This window comes from Paracoccus sp. MA (assembly GCF_020990385.1).
Taxonomy (GTDB): domain Bacteria; phylum Pseudomonadota; class Alphaproteobacteria; order Rhodobacterales; family Rhodobacteraceae; genus Paracoccus.
In genome coordinates, this window is sequence record NZ_CP087598.1 from 20651 (window position 1) to 44352 (window position 23702).

22 protein-coding genes are annotated in these 23702 nt (G+C 68.7%); 10 read left to right on the forward strand and 12 right to left on the reverse strand.

The features are described 5' to 3' along the window. The first annotated feature begins 38 nt into the window (after positions 1-38). Complete coding sequence (locus LOS78_RS07105; RefSeq protein ID WP_036713728.1) at positions 39-584, forward strand: flavin reductase family protein; 546 nt, start codon at positions 39-41, stop codon at positions 582-584. 6 nt (positions 585-590) lie between these two features. On the opposite strand, the gene LOS78_RS07110 is transcribed toward LOS78_RS07105, so the two are convergent. The 5 genes from LOS78_RS07110 to LOS78_RS07130 form a co-directional block, all read right to left on the reverse strand. Then, on the reverse strand, positions 591-1067 hold the full coding sequence (locus LOS78_RS07110) for a DUF2867 domain-containing protein (RefSeq protein WP_230377810.1): 477 nt from the start codon (positions 1065-1067) through the stop codon (positions 591-593). A gap of 78 nt (positions 1068-1145) precedes the next feature. Then, a complete protein-coding gene (locus tag LOS78_RS07115; RefSeq protein WP_028711620.1) occupies positions 1146-1796 on the reverse strand; it encodes a membrane integrity-associated transporter subunit PqiC in 651 nt (216 codons plus the stop codon). Position 1797: 1 nt separating this feature from the next. Beyond that, positions 1798-3864 carry an intermembrane transport protein PqiB gene (locus tag LOS78_RS07120; protein ID WP_230377811.1) on the reverse strand — a complete coding sequence of 689 codons (2067 nt, stop codon included), beginning with the start codon at positions 3862-3864 and terminating at the stop codon, positions 1798-1800. Continuing rightward, positions 3861-4517, reverse strand: coding sequence for a paraquat-inducible protein A (locus LOS78_RS07125; RefSeq protein ID WP_230377812.1), 657 nt, complete (start codon positions 4515-4517; stop codon positions 3861-3863). The genes LOS78_RS07120 and LOS78_RS07125 overlap by 4 nt, the downstream gene beginning before the upstream one ends. Next, a complete protein-coding gene (locus LOS78_RS07130) occupies positions 4514-5194 on the reverse strand; it encodes a paraquat-inducible protein A (protein ID WP_028711623.1) in 681 nt (226 codons plus the stop codon). Before LOS78_RS07130 ends, LOS78_RS07125 begins: the two co-directional genes overlap by 4 nt. A gap of 288 nt (positions 5195-5482) precedes the next feature. Between LOS78_RS07130 and LOS78_RS07135 the strand changes: the two genes are divergently transcribed. The 4 genes from LOS78_RS07135 to LOS78_RS07150 all read left to right on the forward strand — a co-directional run bounded on the left by LOS78_RS07135 (position 5483) and on the right by LOS78_RS07150 (position 11334). Further along, a complete protein-coding gene (locus LOS78_RS07135; protein ID WP_230377813.1) occupies positions 5483-6283 on the forward strand; it encodes a flagellar motor protein MotB in 801 nt (266 codons plus the stop codon). An 87-nt stretch (positions 6284-6370) separates the two neighbouring features. Further along, positions 6371-7711 (forward strand): flagellar hook protein FlgE, encoded by a 1341-nt coding sequence (locus tag LOS78_RS07140; RefSeq protein WP_230377814.1) that lies wholly within the window; start codon positions 6371-6373, stop codon positions 7709-7711. A gap of 54 nt (positions 7712-7765) precedes the next feature. Beyond that, on the forward strand, positions 7766-9223 hold the full coding sequence (flgK, locus tag LOS78_RS07145; RefSeq protein WP_230377815.1) for a flagellar hook-associated protein FlgK: 1458 nt from the start codon (positions 7766-7768) through the stop codon (positions 9221-9223). 1010 nt (positions 9224-10233) lie between these two features. Next, positions 10234-11334 (forward strand): flagellar basal body P-ring protein FlgI, encoded by a 1101-nt coding sequence (locus LOS78_RS07150; protein WP_230378544.1) that lies wholly within the window; start codon positions 10234-10236, stop codon positions 11332-11334. A gap of 107 nt (positions 11335-11441) precedes the next feature. Here LOS78_RS07150 and LOS78_RS07155 read toward each other — a convergent pair whose 3' ends face one another. Then, on the reverse strand, positions 11442-12092 hold the full coding sequence (locus LOS78_RS07155) for a carbonic anhydrase (protein WP_028711629.1): 651 nt from the start codon (positions 12090-12092) through the stop codon (positions 11442-11444). Positions 12093-12235: 143 nt separating this feature from the next. Here LOS78_RS07155 and LOS78_RS07160 point away from each other — a divergent pair, with 143 nt between their 5' ends. The 5 genes from LOS78_RS07160 to LOS78_RS07180 all read left to right on the forward strand — a co-directional run bounded on the left by LOS78_RS07160 (position 12236) and on the right by LOS78_RS07180 (position 17338). Then, on the forward strand, positions 12236-12613 hold the full coding sequence (locus tag LOS78_RS07160; protein WP_028711630.1) for a hypothetical protein: 378 nt from the start codon (positions 12236-12238) through the stop codon (positions 12611-12613). Positions 12614-12683: 70 nt separating this feature from the next. Next, a complete protein-coding gene (locus LOS78_RS07165) occupies positions 12684-14087 on the forward strand; it encodes a M17 family metallopeptidase (RefSeq protein WP_230378545.1) in 1404 nt (467 codons plus the stop codon). Continuing rightward, positions 14084-14938: a C40 family peptidase gene (locus LOS78_RS07170; RefSeq protein WP_028711632.1), complete on the forward strand. Its 855-nt coding sequence runs from the start codon at positions 14084-14086 to the stop codon at positions 14936-14938. Before LOS78_RS07165 ends, LOS78_RS07170 begins: the two co-directional genes overlap by 4 nt. Before the next feature lie 20 nt (positions 14939-14958). Further along, positions 14959-16017 carry a saccharopine dehydrogenase gene (locus LOS78_RS07175; RefSeq protein WP_230377816.1) on the forward strand — a complete coding sequence of 353 codons (1059 nt, stop codon included), beginning with the start codon at positions 14959-14961 and terminating at the stop codon, positions 16015-16017. 121 nt (positions 16018-16138) lie between these two features. Further along, the gene (locus LOS78_RS07180) at positions 16139-17338 is read left to right on the forward strand and encodes a PQQ-dependent sugar dehydrogenase (protein WP_230377817.1); all 1200 of its coding nucleotides are present in this window, start codon (positions 16139-16141) and stop codon (positions 17336-17338) included. Between the two features lie 13 nt (positions 17339-17351). On the opposite strand, the gene LOS78_RS07185 is transcribed toward LOS78_RS07180, so the two are convergent. The 6 genes from LOS78_RS07185 to LOS78_RS07210 form a co-directional block, all read right to left on the reverse strand. After that, complete coding sequence (locus tag LOS78_RS07185) at positions 17352-17723, reverse strand: DUF3775 domain-containing protein (protein WP_028711635.1); 372 nt, start codon at positions 17721-17723, stop codon at positions 17352-17354. 49 nt (positions 17724-17772) lie between these two features. Further along, complete coding sequence (locus tag LOS78_RS07190) at positions 17773-18420, reverse strand: sulfotransferase family 2 domain-containing protein (RefSeq protein WP_230377818.1); 648 nt, start codon at positions 18418-18420, stop codon at positions 17773-17775. Beyond that, a complete protein-coding gene (mutL, locus tag LOS78_RS07195) occupies positions 18417-20237 on the reverse strand; it encodes a DNA mismatch repair endonuclease MutL (RefSeq protein ID WP_230377819.1) in 1821 nt (606 codons plus the stop codon). The genes LOS78_RS07190 and mutL overlap by 4 nt, the downstream gene beginning before the upstream one ends. A 43-nt stretch (positions 20238-20280) precedes the next feature. Continuing rightward, positions 20281-21594 (reverse strand): pitrilysin family protein, encoded by a 1314-nt coding sequence (locus LOS78_RS07200; protein WP_230377820.1) that lies wholly within the window; start codon positions 21592-21594, stop codon positions 20281-20283. Then, positions 21591-23024, reverse strand: a complete 1434-nt coding sequence (locus LOS78_RS07205; RefSeq protein ID WP_230377821.1) for a pitrilysin family protein — start codon at positions 23022-23024, stop codon at positions 21591-21593. The genes LOS78_RS07200 and LOS78_RS07205 overlap by 4 nt, the downstream gene beginning before the upstream one ends. 101 nt (positions 23025-23125) lie before the next feature. Then, the gene (locus LOS78_RS07210; RefSeq protein ID WP_028711640.1) at positions 23126-23692 is read right to left on the reverse strand and encodes a DUF3035 domain-containing protein; all 567 of its coding nucleotides are present in this window, start codon (positions 23690-23692) and stop codon (positions 23126-23128) included. Between the last annotated feature and the right edge of the window lie 10 nt (positions 23693-23702).

Here is a 23702-nt window from a genome sequence, read left to right on the forward strand (position 1 = left end):
CCGCTCTGGCCATGTCCCGCAGATGACAGGGCCCGCGCATGAGCCGTCTTCCCCCCGCGACCCGCGACCGGCTGGCCGACGAGATCACCTTTCATCCCGCCAATGCCGAGGCGCGGCTGCTGCGCGAGGCGCTGGGGCGTTTCGCCACCGGCGTCACCGTGGTGACCACCGCCGGGCCCGAGGGACCGCTGGGCATGACGGTGAACAGCTTCTCCAGCGTCTCGCTGGAGCCGCCGCTGGTGCTGTGGTGCCCGGCCCGCGCCTCGGCCCGCCATGCGGCCTTCGCCGGGGCGGCGGCCTGGTCGGTGCATGTGCTGGGCTCCGAGCAGCTGGAGACCTGCCTGCGCTTCACCCGCGGCGGCCGGCAGTTCGAGGGGCTGGAAAGCGTGCTGACCCCCGAGGGCGTGCCGGTCATTCCCGGCGTCGCGGCGCGCTTCGACTGCATGGCCCATGCCGCGCATGAAGCGGGCGACCATTCGGTGCTGATCGGCCGGGTGCTGCGCGTGACCGTGGCGGGGCCGGGCGATCACCCGCTGGTCTTTGCCGCCGGCCGCTTCGGCCAGTTCGAGCCGGATGCCGGCTAGGCCGGGCTAGCCGCGCATCAGCCGGCGCAGCATGGCGCGCACGATCAGCCGATGCGCCGGCCCCACCACCAGCATATAGGCCCGGCCGAAGCGATTATGCGTCACCACCGAGGAGGTGATCGCCAGCTCTGCCCCGCGGGTCGAGATGCAGGTCATCACGTCCAGATGCCGGTCGCGCTCGGTCAGCACCAGCAGGTCGGGCGCGGCATGCTCGACCAGAAAGAAGTCCAGCCGCTGACCGGCGCGCACGCTGTCGCTGGGCACCTTGCCCAGCCCGCCGATGCGCCGCACGCCGAACCGCGCCGACACCGCGTCGCGAATGCGGAAGGCCAGGCCCAGCAGGGGCAAGGGGCGGCTGCGGATACGGTTCCATGCCTCCAGCGGGGTGATCGGCGCCGGCAGCAGCACCGTTTGCCGGTCGAGAAAGTCCAGCCGCCCGGGCGGCGCCAGCAGCGGCACCCCTTGGATCTGATCGGCCTGCATTTCACCTCCGCTGCCGGGATGGGCGCAGTCTAGGCGGGGGCGGGAAGGCGGAAAGCCGTCAAACTGTCGCAGCCGGGCTCAGCTGCCCTCCAGCGGCGGCAGCGGCTGCGAGAAGATGTCGTCGATCCGCGGCAGCGGTGCGGTGCTGGTGCGGATCGACCGGCCCGGCCCGGACAGCGTGGCGATCTGCCGGGCAAGCTGGGCGATGGCCTGCGACTGCGCCCGGGCGATGGCGGCGGGGTTCTGGTCGGCAAGCGGCACGGAAATGTCGAAGCCGCGCGCCTGGTTGGCGCCCCCCGCCCCCTCGTCCGAGACGAAATAGCGCCCGGTCAGGCGATAAAGCCCGTCGGCCTGCGCCAGCGCCTTTTCGACACGCACCTCCAGCCGGCGACGCGGCGGCTCGGCCAGCGGCCAGGGCTCGGCGATCACCGTGGCGCCCGAGAGGTCCGAGATGCTGCGCGCCAGCGTCAGCGTGAAGGCCCGCTGCGGGTCGTCCGCCCAAAGCTGTTTCGTGTTCGAGCGCACCGCCCCGTCCCCGGTCTGCCAGCTGACCTCGCCGCCCGAGGCATATTCCGGCAAGGACACGTCCTTGAGCTCCGCCGTGCCCAGCCGGTCGGCGACGCGCTCGCCCGTGGCCGGCGGGTCGATCAGGTAGCGCGCGGTCTTTTCGCCGTTCGAGCAGGCGCCGAGCAGGGAAAGACAGGCGACGGAGGCAAGGATCAGGCGCATCTTATCGTCCCAGGATGAAGGCTTGCGGATTGCGTTCGATGGTCCGGGCCAGGCTGCCGAAGGCATTGGCGGCGCGGCGCATCTCGCGCATCAGGTTGATGGTTTCGGTGTTGAAGCTGGAACGGTCGCCATAGGCGGCGATCACCGCATCGGCGCGCGCCGCCAGGGCTTCCAGGCGCGCGGAAAGCTGCGGCAGGCGCTTCGCCGCGTCCGAAACATCCTGCGCCGCCGTGCTGGCCGAGGCGAGCGCATTGTTCAGGCTGCCCGCCGCATTGCCGTCGCGCAGGTCGTTCAAGAGGCCGGAGGCGGATTTCAGCGTCTCGGACAGGTTCTTGGGCAGTTGCTCGGCATCCTCGGTGCCCAGAAGCGCGCGCACGTCCTTGAGGATGCCCTCGGCCTCGGCGCCGATGGCAGCATAGTCCACCGCCTCGATCTTGACGGCGGCGGCGTCGATCTGGTCGACCATGGCCGGCACGTCGGCGGCGGCGAGCTTGACCGCCTCGGCGGCGGCGGCGGCCTCGTCCACCATGCGGCGCAGCTGGCCCACGGCGCCGGATTCGCGCAGCTCGGTGGTGACCTGCCGGATCTCGCCGGCGGCGGCCTGCGCATCCTCCAGCGTGCCGCGCAGCGCGCCGGGGATGGCGCGGGTGTCCTCGCTGCTGGCGATGGCGGTGACGCTGTTCATCATGTCGGTGACGGATTTCAGCACCTCCTCGATGGGCAGGTTGCCGACCCGCGCCAGGAAGCCCTGCGCCGTCTCGCTGAAATCGGAAATATCGCCGGGGACCGAGGGGATGACCGGGTAGGGCTTGGCGGTGCGGTCCAGCTCGGCCGGTTCTGCGCCGGGCAGGTCGACCAGCTCGACCTGCAGCGAGGTGCCGAAGAAGCCGGCGCTGGCGATGCGGGCGCGCAACCCGGCCCGGACCTGCCCGGCGATGAAATCCAGCGCCTCTTCCGGGGTCGCCTCGCCCGACAGACCCATCCGCTCGGGCGTGACGGCCAGCGTCACCTCCTGTTCGACATGGTCCTGTCCGTCCGCGCCCCGGACCACCCGCGCGGCAAGGCTGGTGACCCGCCCGACGGTCAGGCCCATAAACTGCACATCGGCCCCGGTCTCCAGCCCGCGCACCGATTCGTCGACCAGCATGGTCAGGCGCAGCGCCTTGCTTTCGTCGGCAAACAGGTTCGCCTCGGCCGCGCCCCGGTCGGGCTGCAGGGAAAAGACATGCCCGTCCTCGACCGGGGCCCCGCCCGAGGTCAGCGTGGCGAATTCCGCGCCGCCCTGCAGCACCGAGGCCAGCGAGTTCACGTTCAGCGACAGCCCCTGCGCCCCCAGCGAGACCGAGAAGCCCGAGGTGTCCCAGAACACCGTGTTCGTGGTCAGGAGCTGGTCATAGGGCGCGGCGATGAACACATCGGTCAGCACCCCCTCGTCATTCTCGGAAAGCCGCAGGTTCTGCATCCGCCCGACCGGCAGGCCGCGGAACAGCACCGGCGCGCCCTCGGTCATGCCGCGCGAGCGTTCGGCCGCCAGCACGATCCAGGTGCCCTGCTCGCCGAAGCTGGTCAGCGGCGGCTTGTCGAGGCCCTGGAACCGCGTCTGCGGCCCGTCCACCTTGTCGTCCCAATAGCCCTCGACGAAGGAGCCGGTCAGCACCGTGTCCAGCCGCGAAATGCCCTGGGCCGAGACCTGCGGCCGCACGATCCAGAACTGCGCATCCTTGTCGATATAGGGCGCCAGGTCCTTGTCCACGCGCATGTTCACCTCGACCTGCTGCAGGTCCTCGGTGAAGCGGACGGATTCCACCTTGCCGACGGTGATCTCGCGGAATTTCAGCGCCGTCTCTCCGGGCGTGATGCCGGTCGCGTCCTTGAAGGCGACCGAGATCAGCGTGCCGCGGCTGGCGATCATGTTCCAGCCCACGCCCAGCGTCACGATCAGCGCCGCGATGGGCACCAGCCAGATCAGCGGCAGCCCGGCCCGCACGGCGCGGGCCGCGGGCTTGCGGGCGGGTTCGGCTGGCTTCAGGGGGGTGTCGCTGCGCTCGGGCGAGGGCCTGTCGGTCATTCATGGTCCTTGCGGCTGCGCAGCGGAAGGCCGCGCCAGATCAATCTCGGATCGAAGCTTTGCGCGGAAAGCATGGTGAAGGCAACCGACAGCGCAAATGACACCGCGGCAGGCCCGGGATGGATCGAGGCGACGAAGCCCAGCTGCACCAGCGCCGACAGGATCGCCACGATGAACACGTCGATCATCGACCAGCGGCCGATGAATTCGACCACCTCGTAAAGATGCAGCCGCTTGTGGGCGGCCCTGACCGTCGCCGGCCGCCCCGCGACCAGCGCCAGCCAGCTGATGGCGATGAACTTGCCGATCGGCACCACGATCGAGGCCAGAAAGACGATCGCCGCAACGCCGTAATTGCCGTAATGCATCAGCTCGACCACGCCGCCGAGGATGGTGGCTTCGCTGTTGCCGCGCAGCCCGCCGAAGGTCGAGGTCTTCAGCATCGGGAACAGGTTCGCCGGAATGTAGAAGACGAAGCCCGCCGCCAGCCAGGCCCAGACCGCGTTCAAGCAGCGCCGGTCGGGCGGCACCAGCGCGCCGCCGCAGCGGCTGCAGATCGTCTCGGTCTCCGGCCAGACCCGGCCGCAGCCGCGGCAGCCGACCAGCCCGGCGCGATGCGCGGTCAGGACGGGCGCGTCCGAAGGCGCGTTCATGCCCGGCTCTCCGGCACGATCTCGCGCCCGTCGGTGGCCATGCCGGCATCCTCGATGGCGTCCCAGATCGTGGTGGCGCTGGTAAAGGCATTGCTGGCCGCGTTCACCACGATCAGCCCGCAAAACGCCCAGAAGGCCGGGCCAAGGCTGATATTCGCCAGCCCCGCCACCTTGACCAGGGCGATGGCGGTGCCGATGACGAAGATCTCGGCCATGGACCAGGGCCGCAGCGCCTCGGACAGGCGAAAGGCCGGCACGGCATGGGCATAGGGCGCCCGGTTCCGCGACAGGGGCAGCAGGGTATAGACCAGCAGCAGCGCCCGCAGCACCGGCAGCCCGACGATCATGCCCAGCACCGCCACGGTCAGCGGCATCAGGGCGCCATGCGAAAAGGCCAGCGCCACCCCGAAAAGCGAGGTCTGGTTGCCGAAACCCATGCGCGAGATTTCCAGGAAGGGAAAGAACACCGCCCCGACCATCAGCACCAGCGAGGTGAAGGACAGCGCGATGATCCGGGTGAAGGCGCCGGCGCGCGGACTGGCCAGCAGGGTGTTGCAGCGCACGCAGCGCGCGGTCTCGCCCGGCTCCAGCTCGCGCTCGACATGCAGCGCGTCGCAGCGCGGACAGGCGATCAGCCCCGCGCCGGTGGTCAGGTCATATTCGCCCTCGGTCTGCATGGGTGCAGAATATCGGGGCCCGGGTCGGGCGCAAGATGCCGCATCCGATGATTCGTCCGGGTCCGGTTAGGGTCCCCTCGCCTGCGGCGGCCGGCTTTCAGCAGGGCCAGCCCGAACGGTCTGTCCTCCGGCTGGTCCTTGCGATGTGCTGTATTTCGTTTTATTTCAACATGATGACCCTGAATGCCATGCTGCTTTCCGGGTGAAATATGCGGCATTTGAGCCGTTAACTGGAAATTAGCCGCGCGCCGCTAGACCTTTCGGACAGGGCAACGAAAGGAATGGCTCATGGCCGGGAACGGGGGCGGCGCCCCGATCATCATCAAGCGGGTCCAGGCCGGGGGCGGCGGCGGTCATCACGGCGGCGCCTGGAAGGTCGCCTATGCCGATTTCGTGACCGCAATGATGGCATTCTTCCTGCTCATGTGGCTGCTCAACGCCACCACGGAAAAGCAGCGGCAGGGCCTGGCGGATTATTTCAACCCGACCCTGATCCAATCCACCCGCAGCGGCCATGACGGCCCCTTCGGCGGCGAGGTGCAGGATGCCGAGACGAATTCCGGCAAGGGCGCCGGCGCCTCGCGCGATACCCTTGCCGCGCGGGCACGCGAGGGACAGGAATCCGGTTTCGAGGAAGTGGTCCGGCACATCCAGGACCAGCTGACCGGCAGCGGCGCGGAATCGATGCAAAAGGTCAACCTGCTGCGCCATGTAGTGACCCGCATGACCGATGAGGGGCTGGTCATCGAACTGACCGATCTGATGGACGAGCCGCTTTTCGTCGGCGACAGCGCCCAGCCCACCCCGGCCATGAAGGAGCTGGCCGGGATTTTGTCGGGCGTGCTGGGACGGGTCAAGAACGAGCTCGCGCTGACCGGCCATGTCAGGGCCTATCCGGAGATGCTGATCCAGTCGCCGGTCTGGGCGCTCTCGGATGCCCGGGCCCATGCGCTGCGCAACCTGCTGGAGGGGACTGGTTTCGACAGCACCCGCATCCAGCGCGTCACCGCCTTTGCCGACCGGCGCAACCGGTCGGTCAACCCCATGGATCCGAACAACAACCGGATCGAAGTGATTTTACTGAGATAGCCGGCCGGGAACTGCCGCCGTTATCGGCATCTTAACCCCCCGGCCGCAGACTTGACGCAACAGCGACTCACATAGGGTGACAACGATATGTCGATCTCATCTGCCCTCAGCGCCGGGGTGTCCGGGCTGGCCGCGAATTCGACGCGCCTGGCCAACATCTCGGACAATATCGCGAATTCCAGCACCTATGGCTACAAGCGGGTGGATACCAGCTTCGAAAGCATGGTGATCAACCAGGCGCGCGGCGGTGGGACATATACGGCCGGCGGTGTCCGGGCCACCACCAGCCGGGTCGTCGATCAGCGCGGCAACCTCGTCAGCACCTCGCATCCGCTGGACATCGCCATCTCCGGCCGGGGCATGCTTCCGGTCGTCAGTTCCGCGACGCTGCTTTCCGGTCCGACCACGCCGCGCGACCTGACCATGACGACCACCGGCTCATTCCGCACCGACGACCAGGGTTATCTGCGCACCAGCTCTGGCCTGGTCCTGATGGGCTGGCCGGCAAATGCCGACGGCACCATCCCCAGCCAGCCGCGCGATTCCGCCAACGGGCTGCAGCCCATCCTGATCAATCCCAGCCAGACGGCGGCGGATCCGACGACACGGATCAACCTGCGCGTCAACCTGCCCGCCAACGACGCCGTCGGCGGCGCTGTCGGCGACGCCCGAGAGATGGAGGTCGAATATTTCGGCAATCTCGGCAACTCCGAACGGATGACGATTACCTTCACGCCGGATGTCGCCGGCGCTGCCGGCGTGCGATCGAACAGCTGGACCATGGAAATCCGCGATTCGGCTATCATCGACGATCCTGCGACAGCCGAGGATGAATCGCTGATCGGCACCTATACGCTGGACTTCAACGACAGCCAGGCAGGCGGCGGGACCCTGGCCAACGTCACCGCGGTGAGCGGGGGCGCTTATGACCCGGCGACCGGCCTGCTGACGGTTCCCGGCGCAAACGGGCCCATGACCATCAATCTCGGTCGCTATGGCGACAGCCAGGGAATCACCCAGCTCAGCGCCGGGTTCTCACCGGCCAACGTCACCAAGAACGGCTCTCCGGTCGGCAACCTGACTGGACTTCAGATCGACGAGAACGGCTATCTTCAGGCGACTTATGACACCGGCTTCACCCGCACCCTGTATCAGGTGCCGCTGGTGGATGTCCCCAATCCCAATGGCCTGATCGCCATGGACAACCAGACCTACAAGGTCTCGCCCCAATCCGGTGCGTTCTATCTCTGGAACGCCGGTGATGGTCCGACCGGTGCGGTTGCCGGCTATTCGCGCGAGGCATCGACCACCGATGTCGCCGCCGAACTGACCGATCTGATCCAGACACAGCGTGCCTATACCTCGAACGCCAAGGTTATCCAGACGGTTGATGAGATGCTGCAGGAAACGGCCAATCTCAAACGCTGACATTGACCGGGGCAGCGCCAGGCCGCCCCGCATGCAGAAATCCAGGGCATCTCCATGAGCATTTCATCCGCCATCTCCAATGCCGTTTCCGGCCTGACCGCAACCTCGCGCGGCACCGAGATCGTATCGTCGAACATTGCGAACGCCCTGACACCTGGCTACGCCCGGCGCGAACTCGACCTGTCGCCCCGCCTGCTCGAGCGCGGCGGCGGGGTCAGCATTGATGGCGTCAGCCGGATGATCACGACCGGACTGCTGGCTGACCACCGATTGGCCGCGGCCAATGTCGGTGCCTCGCAAGCGACGGCTGCCTTTCACGCAACGATGGAAAAAGTCTTTGGTATTGGCACCGAAGCATCCGCGCTGGGGCAGGTCCTGACCGATTTCGAAAGCGCCCTGACAAGCGCAGCATCCCGCCCGGACAGCGAAATCCGATTGTCCACCGTACTCGAGACCGCTTCGGCTCTGGCGCAGAAGATCAGCGGCATCTCCACCGCGATCCAAGCCGAGCGCAGCAAGGCCGAACAGACAATCCAGAAGGATGTCACGCGCCTGAACGCCGCGCTGGAGCAAGTGGCAAAGCTGAACACCCAGATCGTCACCACATCGGCACAAGGCAAAGACGCCTCCTCCCTGATCGACGCGCGTCAGGCAGTGATAGACGGCATCTCTGATATCATGCCGATCAAGGAGGTACCGCGAGAAAACGGCCGCATCGCTCTTTTCACTTCGGGCGGCGCAATTCTTCTGGATGGTACTGAGCCGGCCAGAATCGAGTTCGGCGCTGTCGCCGGCATTACCGCCGACATGTCCGTGGCCAGCGGCGCGCTTTCCGTGCTGACCTTCAACGGCAAGCCCCTGACCAATACGCAGCAAGCCATGCTGGACGGGGGAACCCTGAGCGCAAGCTTCGCCATTCGCGATCAGCTTGCCCCTGCCTACCAGCAGCAAATCGACGCTTTTGCTTACGACCTCTATGCGCGGTTCTCCGATCCTGTGATCGATCCATCGCTGAATGCCGGCGGGCCAGGGTTGTTCACCGACGCCCAAGGCGCCTTCGATCCCGCAGACGAAACCGGTCTGGCCGGACGAATTGCGGTGAACGCATTGGTCGATCCCGACGCCGGGGGACAATTGTGGCGCATCCGCGCCGGCATCAATGCAGCTGACGCGGGAGATGCGGGCGAAAGCGCATTGCTGGCGCGCTTGGGCTCTGCGATCTCGGCTTCGCGTATTCCGGTCTCGGCGAATCTTTCTGACGCACCGGGAAGCTTGCAGACGCTTGCCGCGGATCTCTCCTCCAAGGCTGCTACCAATCGCCTTCGCTCCCAGGCGATCGCGCTGCAAGACAGTTCCCAGCAGGTGGGTCTCAAGACGGCCCTGCTGGCCGAGGGAGTCGACACCGACAAGGAAATGGAAAGCCTGCTGGCGCTGGAACGTGCCTATGCCGCAAACGCAAAGGTCTTTCAGACCGCAAATGACATGCTTGACGCTATCCTGAGGCTGACATGAGTTCTTTCAATTCCATCGGAGACCTTTCCCGTTCCTACCAGCTTCGGCTTGGCCAGTATGGGCTGAAAACCAGACTGGACCGCCTGACCCAGGAAGTAATGACAGGCATCAAATCAGACATTCCCAAGGCGCTCGGCGGAGATGTCTCGGGAATCGCGCATATAGACTCGCGACTGAAGATGTTGGCCACGTTCCAGCAGAACGCATCGGAAGCGCATGGCCGTTTCGCAGGGATGCAGGCGGCTGTCGAGCAGATCCAGACCTTGGTCGAGGACCTCGGCCCCAAATTGCTTAGTGAGCCGAATAACCTGAGCGAAGGCGACCTGCGCGCACGAACTGCTGACATTACACGAAGTTTCAGGCTGATGTTCAATACATTGAACACCAATATCGGCGGCCGTTTCCTTTTCGCGGGCAGCAGGGCCGACACTGCGCCTCTGGGCAGCTTTGACGCGATGCTCGCCGAGTTGGGGAATGTGACAGCCGGCGCCGCAACCGCTGCAGATATCGCGAGCAGTATTGACGCGTGGTTCGATGCTCCGGCGGGCGCAGGTGGCTTTGCCGACACGATCTACATGGGCGCGCATACCGGCAGCACGCAGTTCTCGGTTTCGCCCGATCATCAGACCGGCAGCCCTCTCACTGCGAATGCCGCGGAATTGCGCGATACGCTCAAGGGAATGGCAATCATGGCTCATGCTTCCGCAGCCGGCGCGGCAATCGACGAGGCAACCTTGCGGGAGTTGTTTTCCGAGGCGGGCGCGCGGCTTGTCAAGGCCACCGCCGGACTGACACATGCCCAGGTCGATCTGGGACAGCGGCAGGCCGTGGTCACCCAGGCCCAGACGCGAAATGCCGCCGAGGTGGCAACACTTTCCATCGCCCGCCTGAACCTGATCGGGGCTGACCCCTATGAAGCCGCGACCGCCCTGCAGGAAACCGAGACCGGCATTCAAAGTCTATGCCCTCACGGCTCGGCTTTCCCGTCTCACCCTGACGGATTATCTGTCATGAGGTTCCTTTGCCTTCTTCTGCTCCTGATCGGGCTGGCAGCCCCCAGCACGGCCGCGCCGGTCCGCATCAAGGATCTGGCCAATATTGACGGCGTCCGAGGCAACGATCTGGTCGGCTATGGCCTTGTCGTCGGGCTCAACGGTTCCGGCGACAGCCTGCGGAATGCGCCATTCACCGAAGCGATCATGGCAGGGCTGCTGGAAAGGCTTGGCGTGAACGTAACTGACGAGGCTTTTCGCCCCAAGAACGTCGCGGCAGTGATCGTCACCGCAACTTTGCCGCCCTTTGCCCGGGCGGGTTCCCAGATCAACGTGAATGTGGCCGCTATCGGGGACGCAAAAAGCCTGCTCGGCGGCACATTGGTGATGACACCGCTGAATGCCGCCGACGGAGAGGTCTATGCCGTTGCCCAAGGCGCGGTTCTGGCTGGGGGCGCAGAGGCCTCGGGCGCTGCGGCTTCCGTGGTCCAGGGCGTTCCCACCACGGGCACCATTCCCTCGGGTGCCAGGGTCGAACGGGAGGTCGCCTTCGACTTTTCCCAGATGACCAACTTGCGGCTGGCGCTCAGGAGCCCGGATTTTACCACGGCCGCCCGCGTCGAGGCAGCAATCAATCGCACGCTCGGCCGCGGCCTGGCCGAGCTTATCGATTCAGGCACCATTGCCATCAACACCAATGCGCTTGGCCGGGTGAACCCGGCGCGACTGATGGGACAGATCGAAAACATCACCGTCGAGCCGGAGGCCGTGGCGCGCGTCGTGATCGATCATAAATCCGGGACCATCGTCATGGGCGAGGACGTCCGCGTCTCTCGCGTGGCCGTCTCACAAGGCAATCTGACCCTGCGGGTCCGTGAAACGCCGGTGGTCTCGCAGCCCAACCCGTTCTCCCCCGGCGAAACCGTGGTGGTGCCCCGGACCCAGGCCGAGATCACGCAGGAACCGGGCATCGGCTTTGCCGAGGTGGCCGGCGAATCCTCGCTGTCGGATGTGGTGGCGGGCCTGAATGCCCTGGGTATCCGGCCCCGGGACATGATCGACATCCTCAAGGCCGTCCATGCCGCCGGCGCGCTGCATGCCGAGTTCATCGTGAACTGAGTCCGAAACAGCTACCCATGCAGACAAAGGTTCACCCCGGACCTCGTGCGACAGTCATCCGCCGGGCCTGGTTGCTGGAATGATCGTGGCCGAGCCGCCCCGGAGGCTCAGATGATCGGCGCGAAGCTCTCGACCTGGTTGTCGTATTGCTCGAGCGTTCCTTCGGCGATATCGTGCAAAACCCCGTGCAGAGACAGGTTTCCTGCCTCGACCGCGGATTTCACGAAGGGAAAGCTCATCAGGTTCTCGAGCGAAACAAGCACCGCCTGCCGCTCGAGCTCGCGGATCTGCTGTTCTGGCGGCAGCGAGACCACCCGCTCATATCCCGGCCGCAGAATATCCATCCAACGGCCGACGAAGCTGGATTTTTCCTCAAGCTCGGGCGCGTGCCCCGAGCACATGGCATGGCAGCCCTGCACGCCGCCGCAATTCGTATGCCCGACGACCACCACATGAGCGACCTTGAGCGTGTTCACCGCATATTCGACCGCGGCCGAGGTGCCGTGCTGCTCGCCATCCGGCGCATAGGGCGGCACCAGGTTTGCGATATTGCGATGAATGAAAAACTCGCCGGTATCGGCGCCGAAGATCGAGGTCACATGCACCCGCGAATCGCAACAGGCAATGACCATGGCACGGGGATGCTGGCCCCCCTCGGCCAGACGACGATACCAGGCCCGATTCTCAACGAAGGCCGTCGCGCGCCAGCCGTGATAGCGCTGGACCAGATACTGCGGCAGTGGACGTGCTTCTCTCATTGATCCCTCATCTACCGTTCGCGAGTGTGATAGCCGCTGAACCGATAAAGTTCGAGAGGTTTAGCAGGCGCCGCATAACCTTTTCTTGAGGCATTGGTGCCAGTTTGCGCCTCAGTGCGGCTAGGGCCCAAGATGGAGCAGGGATGACCAAGATTGCGATTCTGGCTGTGGACGAAACCGTCCGGATCGACTTGCAAAGGCTTGAACAGATCATCGGCGAACTGGGCGAGGCCACGGCCGTGCAGGTCATCGGGGCGGCGCTGGAGCAGCTGGCGCTGGCCCTGCGCCGCACGCTGGCCGCGTCGCGGCAGGGCGATCTGGGCGCTGCCGTCAGCAATGCCGACCAGCTTTCGCGGCTGGCCTGGCAGGTGGGGCTTGTCACCCTGGCGGGCGTGGCCATCGATGTCGGGGCCTGCGCGGAACGGCGCGACCGCCCGGCGCTGGCCGCCACCACCCGCCGGCTGGAGCGGATCGGCAACCGCTCGCTGACCGAGCTGTGGGATGTGCCGGAGAATTCCTAGCAGGACCCGCCCTTGCAGCCTTCGGCGCGGGCGCTAGGCTGCGACCCGGAAAACAGACAAGAGCATGCCGATGATTCCCGAATTCGCCGATCCCGATGCGCCTTCGCTGCCCCTCTGGCTGGTCCGGCAGGGCGAGGCCGAGCCGGAGCTGCCGCCCGAGATCGGCCCCGTCGCGGCGAACTGGGCCAGGACGCAGAAATTCTCGGCCAAGCCGGGCCAGCTCTGCCTGCTGCCTTCGGCCGAAGGCGGGCTGAGCGGGGCGTTGTTCGGCATCGGCCCGGAGGCGAAGCCGGCAGATCGGCCGCCCCGCGAGCGCTTCTTGCTGGCGCGGGCGGCCGAAACCCTGCCCGCAGGCAGCTGGCATCTGGCGAATCACCCGGAGGGCTTCGACCTGGCGCTGGGCGCCCTTGGCTGGCTGTTCGCGCAATACCGTTTCGACCGCTACAAGCGCGTCGAGGCGCCGCAGGCCCGGCTGGTCTGCCCGGAAGCCCTTGACCGCGAGCGGCTCGCCGCCATGGCGGCCGGCGAATATCTGGCGCGCGACCTGATCAACACTCCCGCCTCGGACCTGGGGCCGGACGAACTGGAACAGGCCGCCCGGGACCTGGCCCGGCGGCATGGCGCCTCGGTCGAGGTCATCCGCGGGGACGCGCTGATCGCCCGCAACTTCCCCATGATCCATGCCGTCGGCCGGGCGGGCGCACAGGCGCCGCGGCTCATCGACCTGCGCTTTCCCGGCGAGGGTCCGCGGCTGACGCTGGTCGGCAAGGGGGTCTGCTTCGACACCGGCGGGCTGGACATCAAGCCGGCCGCCTCGATGGCGCTGATGAAAAAGGACATGGGCGGCGCGGCCAATGTGCTGGGCCTGGCCGAGACCCTGGCGCGACTGCGCCTGACCGCGGGCATCCGGCTGCGGGTCCTGATTCCGGCGGTCGAGAACGCCATTTCCGCCAATGCCTTCCGCCCCGGCGACATCCTGACCAGCCGCAAGGGGCTGACGGTCGAGGTCAACAATACCGATGCCGAGGGCCGGCTGGTGCTGGCCGATGCGCTGGCGCTGGCGGAGGAAGAGGCGCCGGATCTGCTGATCTCGATGGCGACGCTGACCGGCGCCGCCCGCGTCGCGCTTGGCCCGGACCTGCCGCCGTTCTTCTGCGACGACGACGCGCTGGCCGCCGCGATCCAGGCCGCGGGCCGCGCCCATGCCGACCCGGTCTGGCGCCTGCCCTTCTGGGAGCCCTACGAGGCGATGATCGAGCCGGCGATCGCCGATCTGGACAACGCCCCCTCGGGCGGGTTCGCCGGGGCGATCACCGCGGCGCTGTTCCTGCGTCGCTTTGCCGGCCAGGCGCGGGCCTATGCGCATTTCGACATCTATGGCTGGCAGCCCGCCGCCGCGCCCGGCCGGCCCAAGGGCGGCGTGGGCCAGGGCATGCGCGCCATCCTTCTCGCCCTGCCGGATATCCTGCCATGACCGCGCCCATGACCGACCGCCGCCTGACCCCGGCCACCGAGCGCGTCGCCCTGGAATCGCTGCGCGGCATCCTGCAGCGCCCCGCCTATACGCCCGGCCGCCCGGTGCGGCTGGCGGCGCCGCTGGCCGATCTGTGCCGCGCACCCCAGGGCGCCCGCGACCGGCAGCTGAATTTCGGTGCCGACCTGACGCTGCTGGACCAGCTGGAGGGCTGGGCTTTCGTCCAGGCCGCCGCGGATGGCTATTGCGGCTGGCTGCGGGCCGACGGGCTGAGCCAGCAGATGCCGGAGATCACGCATCGCGTCAGCGCCCCCGCCACCCATGTCTATGCCGAGCCGGACATGAAGACCCCCGAGCTGATGCGCCTGTCGCTGGGCGCGCGGCTGTCGGTCGCCGCCATGCAGGGCAATTTCGCCCGTCTGGCGCAGGGCGGCTGGGTGCCTGCGCAGCATATCTCGGACCGGCCCGGCGGCGATCCGGCCGCGGTGGCCGAGCTTTTCCTGGGCACGCCCTATCTGTGGGGCGGCAACAGCCGCTGCGGCATCGACTGCTCGGGCCTGGTGCAGGCGGCGCTGGGGGCCTGTGCCCTGCCCTGCCCCGGCGACAGCGACATGCAGGAATCCGCCTTCCCCGCGGCCGGCGACGGCATCCGCCGCAACGACCTGCTGTTCTGGCCCGGCCATGTCGGCATGGCGCTGGACGGCGAGCGCATGATCCACGCCACCGCCTCGGCCATGGCGGTGATCGTCGAGCCCATCGCGCAGGCCATCGCCCGGATCGAGGCCGCCGGGCAGGGCCCGTTCCGCGGCGCGCGGCGGCCCTCGCTTGCCGCGCGGACCCCGTTCCCCTAGCCTGACGGAAGGAGGCCTGCATGGTTCATCTCTGGCTCCGCGCGGAAAGCCGCGCCAACGAGCGGCGCGCCGGCCTGACCCCGGCCGGCCTGCGCGATCTGGTGGCGCAGGGTTTCCGCGTCACCGTCGAGGAAAGCCCGCATCGCGTCCTGCCCCCCGGCGATTACGCCGCCGCCGGGGGCGAGATCGCGCCCGAGGGCTCCTGGCCCGACGCCCCGGCCGAGGCGATCATCTTCGGCCTCAAGGAGCTGCCGGCGGACGGCACGCCGCTGCGCCATCGCCACATCATGTTCGGCCATGCCTACAAGGGCCAGCCCGCCGGGCTGGCGCTGCTGCGCCGCTTTCGCGACGGCGGCGGCACGCTCTACGACCTGGAATACCTGACCGACGAGAACGGCCGCCGGCTGGCGGCCTTCGGCTACTGGGCCGGTTTCGCCGGGGCGGCCGTCTCGCTCAAGGCCTGGGCGGCCCAGCGGCGCGGCGGCATCTGCGGCCCGGTCGCGGCCTGGCCCTCGCAGGAGGCGCTGCTGACCGAGCTGCGGGCCGAGCTGGACGCCACCGGCGCGCAGCGCCCGCATGCCATCGTCGTGGGCGCGCTGGGACGGGTCGGCAGCGGCGCCTCGGACCTGCTGACCGCCATGGGCGTGCCGGTCACGAAATGGGACATGGCCGAGACCGCCGGCGGCGGCCCCTTCCCCGAGATCCTGGCGCATGAGCTGTTCGTCAACTGCGTCCTCGCCGGGCCGCACACCCCGGTCCTGCTGCCGCCCGAGGCGGTCAATCCCGGCCGGCTGCTGACCGTGATCGGCGATGTCGCCTGTGACCCCTCCAGCGATTTCAACCCGGTCAAGGTCTACGACCGGGCCACCGAATGGGCGCAGCCGGCGATCCGCGTCGCCGAAGGGCCGCCGCTGGACGTCATGGCGATCGACAACCTGCCCTCGTTGCTGCCGCGCGAAAGCACGCTGGACTATGCCTGGCAATTGCTGCCGGTGCTGAAGGCGCTCGACCGCATCGACGAGGGGGCCTGGGCCCGGGCGCAGGCGCACTTCGCCACGCATCTGGCCGCATTGGACTGAAATCCGCGGCCGCGCCGGAACAAGCCGGGGCCGGCGCGGGTTGGGCCCCGAACGCCCATCGCGACGCCCCGGCCGGTATCCGCCCGCGCGCCGGGCGACGCCCAGTGACGGACCCGATGCCATGACGCCCTTTCGATCCCTTGCCGCCGCCCTGCCCCTGATGCTGGCCGGATCGGCCGCCCTGGCCGATTTCAACGATGCGCCGCCCAATGCCCGGGGCCAGACCCCCGCCTTTCAGGGCCAGACCCGCGCGCCGGTGATCCAGCAGGCGGTGCCCCTGGTCCGCATGCCGCTGGTCGAGGGGCTGCGCAATCCCTGGGGCATGGCGCTGCTGCCCGATGGCGGGCTGCTGATCACCGAAAAGGCCGGCACCATGCGGATCTATCGCGAGGGCGCGCTTTCGGCGCCGCTGAAGGGCCTGCCCAAGGTCGATGCGCGCGGGCAGGGCGGGCTGCTGGACGTGGCCGTCGCCCGGGATTTCGCCAGCACCCGGCAGGTCTGGTTCAGCTTCTCGGAACCGCGGGACGGGGGGCGGAACGCCACCGCGGTCGGCACCGGCCGGCTGTCGGCGGACGGCACCGCGCTCGAGGAGGTGCGGACCATCTTCCGGCAGGAGCCGGCCTGGGCCTCGACCCTGCATTTCGGCTCGCGCCTGGTCTTCGACCCGCAGGGCCGGCTTTTCGTCACCACCGGGGAACGCTCGCGGCCGGAACCCCGGCAACTGGCGCAGGACCTGGGCACGCATCTGGGCAAGGTGCTGCGCATCGACCCCGCCAGCGGCGGACCGGCGCCCGGCAACCCCTTCGCACCCGGCCAGGCGCGGCCGGAGATCTGGTCCTACGGCCACCGCAACATCCAGTCCGCCGCGCTGGACCCGCAGGGCCGGCTGTGGACGGTCGAGCATGGGCCGCAGGGCGGGGACGAGCTGAACCGCCCGGAACCGGGCCGCAACTACGGCTGGCCGGTCATCACCTATGGCCAGGATTACAGCGGCGCCCCCATCGGCCAGGGCATCACCAGCCGCGAGGGGATGGAGCAGCCGGTCTATTACTGGGACCCGGTGATCGCCCCCAGCGGCATGGTGTTCTATGACGGGCCGATGTTCCCGGAATGGCGCGGCGACGCGCTGATCGGCGGGCTGCGCGCCCAGGCGGTGGTGCGGCTGAAGATCGAGGGCGACCGCGTCACCGCAGAGCAGCGGCTGGCCGAGGGCATCGGCCGGGTGCGCGACATCGAGGTGGCCCCCGACGGCGCGCTGCTGGTGCTGATCGACGGCGAGCGCGGCTCGCTGGTCCGGCTGGCCCGCGAGGCGCAGCCCTGACAGTCGGCGAGGCTCAGACCGGGCGGTGCAGGTCGTCCTCGACCTCCTCGGGGGAAATGCCCAGGGCCTCCATCCCGGCTTCGAGGTAATCGGCCAGCTGCGGCTCGCCCATCAGGTAATCCTCGGTCGGAGAGCTGCGCTCGGCCTTGGCGGTCTCGATCGCCTCGTCCAGGTCCTCGGGGCCGAAGGTGTCGCGGCCGATCCACATCACCGCCACCAGGCTGGCCTGTTCGTCCTCGTTCAGGCTGGCGATGAATTCGGCCAGCTCGGTCTGGGTGCCATGGCCCTTGCGGTGCCCGCTATGCGCCCAGGCGTTCACGCCGCTGTCGTATTCGCGGGCGCGGATGATGACATGGGCGATCTTTTCGGGACTGATTTCCAGCATGGCGGCACCTCCGGCGTCTGTCCATTTGTCGCCCCGACGAAGGCCGCGGTCAATGCGCATCGAAGCGATAGCCGAAACGGGCGATGTCCTCGGCCGCGAGCCGCGCGATGAGCGCGGCGCCGTCATCGTCATAGGCAGCGCGCCAGTCGCCGCCGGCCGAGCGGTTCTCATGCGGCAGCGGACGCAGGGAAAAGCCCAGCCGGGCCTCCAGCTCCGGCAGGTCCTCGTCAAGATGCTCCAGCCGCAGATAGAGTCCCGGCCGCTCGCCCGCCGAGCCGGTCAGGTAATGCCGCGCCGGCACGGAAAGCTGCGCCTGCGTCATCGGGTCGCGCAGGAAATCGGCGAAGCCCGTCGCCCTGGCCAGCCGGACCGAGGGGTGGTCGAAGCTCTGGTCCCGCAGCCAGCGGTGATAGCTGACCGCCCGCGCCCAGGGGTTGCGCACCAGCGTGAAGGGCAGGTAGCCCGCCAGCAGCTCGGGCGCCACCAGCCCTTCGATATCGGCCAGCGTCGAATGCTTCCACAGCCGGCCCCGCGCCGCCGCGCCCCTGACCCGGCGGCGGCGGTTGCGGCCCTTGGGCGTGTCGGACAGGATGATGTCGTCGCGGCCGACCCGCGATTCCAGCGCCAGCGTCAGCGAGGTGCCGCCGGTCTTGGGGATATGGACAAAGACATAGCGGTGCCGGTGCGAGACGATCATCGCCCGAAAAGCCGCTCGATATCCGCCAGCTTCAGCTCGATCCAGGTCGGGCGGCCGTGGTTGCACTGGCCGGATTTCGGCACCCGCTCCATCTCGCGCAAGAGCGCGTTCATCTCGTCCGCCGACATGCGCCGGCCCGAGCGCACCGAGCCGTGGCAGGCCATCGAGGACAGCACCGCATCGACCCGCGCCCGCAGCCGGTCCGATGCGCCCTGATCGTCCAGGTCGTCCAGGATGTCGCGGATCAGGGCCGCGGCGTTCAGGCGCTGGATCAGCGCCGGCACCTCGCGCACCGCCACGGCGCCGCCGCCGAAGGGCTCGATCACCAGCCCCAGCGCCGCCAGTTCCTCGGCGATGGCGAGGATGCGATGGGCCTCGGCTTCGGACAGCTCGACGATCTCGGGGATCAGCAGAGCCTGGCTGGCGATGCCGTTCGCGTCAAGCTGCGCCTTCAGCCGCTCGTAGACCAGCCGTTCATGCGCGGCATGCTGGTCGACGATGACGATGCCGTCGGCGGTCTGGGCGATGATCCAGTTCTCGTGCAGCTGCGCGCGGGCGGCACCCAGCGGCGCCTCGGCAGGCTGGGGCTGGGAATCGGGCTCGGGCTCGACCCGGGCGGTCGGCGCCTCGGCAAAGCCCGGCGCCTGAAAGGCCAGGCTGGCGGCGATGGCCGGGGCCGAGGGGCGGGCGGGGCCGTAATGCGCCTGATAGCGGCGCGGCGGCTCGGAAACGGGCTCCGCCCGCGCCACCCCCAGCGCCGCCGTCGCCACGGTCGAGGAGGCGCGATGCCCCGCCCCCGCCAGCGCATGGCGCAGCGCCGAAACCACCAGCCCGCGGGCGATGTCGGGTTCGCGGAACCGGACCTCGGCCTTGGCGGGATGCACGTTCACGTCGACCTGATGCGGGTCGCAGGTCAGGAACAGCACCGCCGCCGGATGCCGGCCCGAGGCCAGCACGTCCATATAGCCCGCCCGCAGCGCCCCGGTCAGCAGCTTGTCGCGCACCGGCCGGCCGTTGACGTAAAGATGCTGCGCCACCGCCGCGCCGCGCGAATAGGTCGGCAGGGCGGCAAAACCGGTCAGGGTGATGCCGTCGCGCGTCGCGTCGATCGGCAGGGCGTTGTCGATGAAATCGCGGCCCATGACGCGCGCGAGCCGGGTCTGCAGGGCGCCGAACAGCTCGCCCTGCTCGGCATCGGCGCGGAACAGCACCCGGCCCTCGTCCTCGTCGGTCAGGGTGAAGCCGACATAGGGCTCGACCATGGCTAGGCGGCGGATCACCTCGGTCACGGCCTGGGTCTCGGCCCGGTCGCTGCGCAGGAATTTCAGCCGCGCCGGGGTGGCGAAGAACAGGTCGCGCAGCTCGACCACGGTGCCGCGATTGCCGGCCGCCGGCTTGACCGCGCCGATGCGCCCGCCCGAGACGGCGATCTGCGCAGCCTCGAAACCGGCGGCGCGGCTTGTGATCACAAGCCGTCCGACGGCGCCCAGGCTGGGCAGCGCCTCGCCGCGAAAACCGAAGCTGCGGATGTCCAGAAGGTCGCTGCCGTCGATCTTGCTGGTGGCATGGCGGGCCAGCGCCAGCGGCAGGTCCTCGGCGGTCATGCCGCAGCCGTCGTCGCCGACCCGGATCAGCGCCTTGCCGCCCTTGACGATGGCGACGTCCACCCGCGTCGCGCCGGCATCCAGCGCGTTCTCGACCAGTTCCTTGACCGCCGAGGCCGGGCGCTCGACCACCTCGCCGGCGGCGATGCGGTTGGCGGCGGCCTCGTCCAGTTGCCGGATAATCGGGCGCATCTTGGGGGCATGAGTGTTCATTCCCCCAGATCTAGCATTTCCCGACGCGCCGGAAAAGGATTCGTCAATTGGTGGCGTCTATGCCCTCGGGCCGGCCGACCAGCACGAAGCGGATCTGGTCGGCATGCAGCAGGCGCTGCGCGACGCGCTGCACGTCCTCGGCCGTCACCGCCTCGATCTGGGCATTGCGGGTGTTGACGTAATCCGCCGGCAGGCCGATCAGCTGCATCCCGGCCAGGATGCCGGCGATCTTGCCGTTGCCGTCGAAGCGCAGCGCATATTCGCCGGTCAGATAGGTCTTGGCGTCGGCCAATTCCTTTTCCGTGACGCCGCCCTCGGCGAGACGGTCCCATTCGCTGCGGATCAGTCCCACCGCCTCGGCCACCTTGTCATTGGCGCTGGCCATGCCGCCCTGCCAGGTCTCGCCGTAAAGCCCGTTCGACAGGCCGGTGGCGACGCCATAGGTCAGGCCGCGCTTTTCGCGGATCTCGTCCATCAGGCGCGAGGAAAACCCGCCGCCGCCCAGGATGTGGTTGGCCACGAAGGCGGCGAAATAATCCGGGTCGGACATCGGCAGGCCCGCCTGGGCGAAGCTGACCACCGTCTGCGGGCTGTCCCAGTCGATCGCCGTCACCCCGCCGGTCAGCTGCAGCTCGGCCGGCTGCGGCAGCGGGGCCGAGCCCTGCTCGGGCAGGTCGCCCAGAATCGTGTCGATCAGCCTGCCCAGCTCTTCGGCGGTGATGTCGCCCGCCGCCGCCACCACCACGCGGTCGCGGGCCAGCACCCGGTCCTTGGCGGCGATCAGGTCCTCGCGGGTCAGCGCCGCCACCGAATCGCGCGTGCCGCTGATCGAGGTCGCATAGGGATGCTCGCCCCAGGCCAGCCGCGCCAGCTCCTTGCTGGCGATGGCGTTCGGATCGGTCGCCTCGGAGCGGATCACCGCCTGCACCTGCGCCCGCACCCGCTCGACGGCGTCGGGGTCGAAGCGCGGCTCGGCCAGCGCCTGGCGCAGCAGCGCGGCGGCCTGATCGCGATTCTCGGTCAGCATGCGGGCGTTCACGGTCAGCGCGTCGTCGCCGACATCGAAGCGGTTCTGCGCCCCCAGCGCCTCGACCGCCTCGGCATATTGCACCGAATCCATCTCGCCCGAGCCTTCCTCAAGCAACGCGGTCATCAGGTTCATCTCGCCGCGCTTTCCGGGCGCGTCGAGGCTCGCGCCGCCCTTGAACATCAGCGAAAGCGCGGTGAAGGGGATCGAATGGTCCTCGACCAGCCAGGCCTGGATGCCGCCGGGCGAGGTGATCTGCTGGATCTCGATGGCGCGCGCCGGCAGCGCGGCCAGCAGGGCGAAGGCAAGGGTGGCAAGGGCGCGGATCATTCGACTTCCCCCGGATTGGCGGTTTCGGGTCTGGAGGCATCGGCCGAGGCGGGTTGCGGCGCGGCGGCCGCTGCATCGGCCCCGGCTTCGGCCGGCGCGTCCGGCGCCGGCAGCAGCCAGCCGGTGACGGGGGCCGGGTTTTCCAGCACCAGTTTCGCGGCGGCGCGGATGTCCTCGGGCGTGACGGCGGCCAGGATGTCGGGCCAGTCGTTCACATCCTCGATGGTCAGGCCGGTGGCCAGGCCCTGGCCATAGTCATAGGCGCGGCCATGCGCCGAATCCTGGGAATAGACGCGGGCGGCGCGGATCCGGGTCTTGACCCGTTCCAGCTGCGCCGCGTCGGGACCGTCCTTCAGGAATTGCGCCAGCGCCGCGTCCAGCGCCGCCTCGGCATCCTCGTTGCTGACGCCGGGCGCCGGCACCATCGAGAGGCCGAAGGTGGTCGGATCGACCGAGAACCCGTCATAGGAAGCGTTGACGTAAAGCGCCTTGCCGGTCAGCACCAGATCGCGGGCCAGGACCGAGGTCTGGCTGGAGCCCGCCAGCAGCTCCGCCAGCACCGTCAGCGCCGCGGCGGTCTGCTGCTCGCCCCGGTTGCGTTCGGGCGCGATCACGCTGCGGATCATCACCGGCTGGGCGACGCGCGGGTCCACCCGCTCCATCCGCCGGGGCGAGCGCTGGATCGGCTCCTGCGGGCGCGGCTTGCGGGCGGCATCGGGCTTGGGCGGCACGGGACCGTAATATGTCTCGGCCAGTTCGCGCACGTCTTCGGCCGTCACGTCGCCGGCGATGACCAGAACCGCGGCGTTCGGGGCGTAATGCGCGTCATACCAGGCGATGGCGTCCTCGCGGGTCAGGCCCTCCATCTCTTGCCGCCAGCCGATCACCGGGCGGCCGTAGGGATGGTTGTAGAACTGCACCGCGCTGCGTTCTTCCGAGAACTGCGCGCCGGGATCGCTGTCGATGCGCTGCGAGCGTTCCTCCAGCACCACCTGCCGCTCGGCCTGCCAGTCGTCCTCGCCGATGCGCAGGTTGGCCATGCGGTCGGCCTCCATCTCCATGATCAGCGGCAGCCGGTCGCTGGCGATGCGCTGGAAATAGGTGGTGAAGTCATAGCTGGTGAAGGCGTTGTCCCGGCCGCCATTCGCGGTCACGGTCTTGGAAAGCTCGCCCGGTCCCAGCTTGTCGGTGCCCTTGAACATCAGGTGTTCCAAGTAATGCGCGATGCCGGATTTGCCCGGCTGCTCATCGGCCGATCCGATCCGATACCACAGCATCTGCACCACGACCGGGGCGCGGTGATCCTCGATCACCACGGCCTCAAGGCCGTTATCCAGGGTGAAATGGCTGATTCCCTTGGGCATCTCGGCCAGCGCGGGGGTCGCGGCCAGCACCAGCGCAAGGGGCGCAAGGCGGGTCAGGATGGTCATGGCAGGCTCCGGTTCCGGGTCGCGCCCAGACCCTGCCCTTGCGCGCGGGCGCGCGCAAGCCTGCCGTCCCTCATCTAAGCGTGATCGAGGCGCGAGGCGGGTCAGTGGCCGCGCAGCACCGGCGCCTGATCCGCCGCGCGCGGCGCCGCCTGGGCGCCGCCCCGGTCGCGCGGCGGCGCGGCGGGCAATTGCACGCCGGTCGGGCGCCAGCGCTCCAGCTCGGCCCAGCTGTCCAGGGTCATCGGCTCATAGGCGCGGTAATAGACATTCGTCCGCGCCAGCACCTCAAGCAGGCGGCGCGAGTGGCGGCTGCGCCATTCGACGTCCTCCTGCGCGGTGGTCTGGCGGATCGCCGGATCGCGGCCCAGGCGCGAGGCATGGGCGATCAGCGCGCCGTCCGCCGCGCCGACGCCCTGCGCGGAAAGCTGCGCCGGATTGCCGCCCAGCGCCGCCACCGCATCGGCCTGCGGCGTCGGATCGGTGATGTTCGCCCCGCCCGGCGTCGGCGCCGGCAGCGCGTTCAGGTCCGAGGGCATCTGCAGCGGCTTGGTCGGCAGGATGGCGAATTCGTCCGGGCTGCTGCGGCCGGCGCTGACGTTCATCAGATGCGGATCGGTGCTGCAGGCGGCAAGGCCCAGCATGGTCAAGGTCAGCGCGATCGCCCGCATCTTCCGTCCC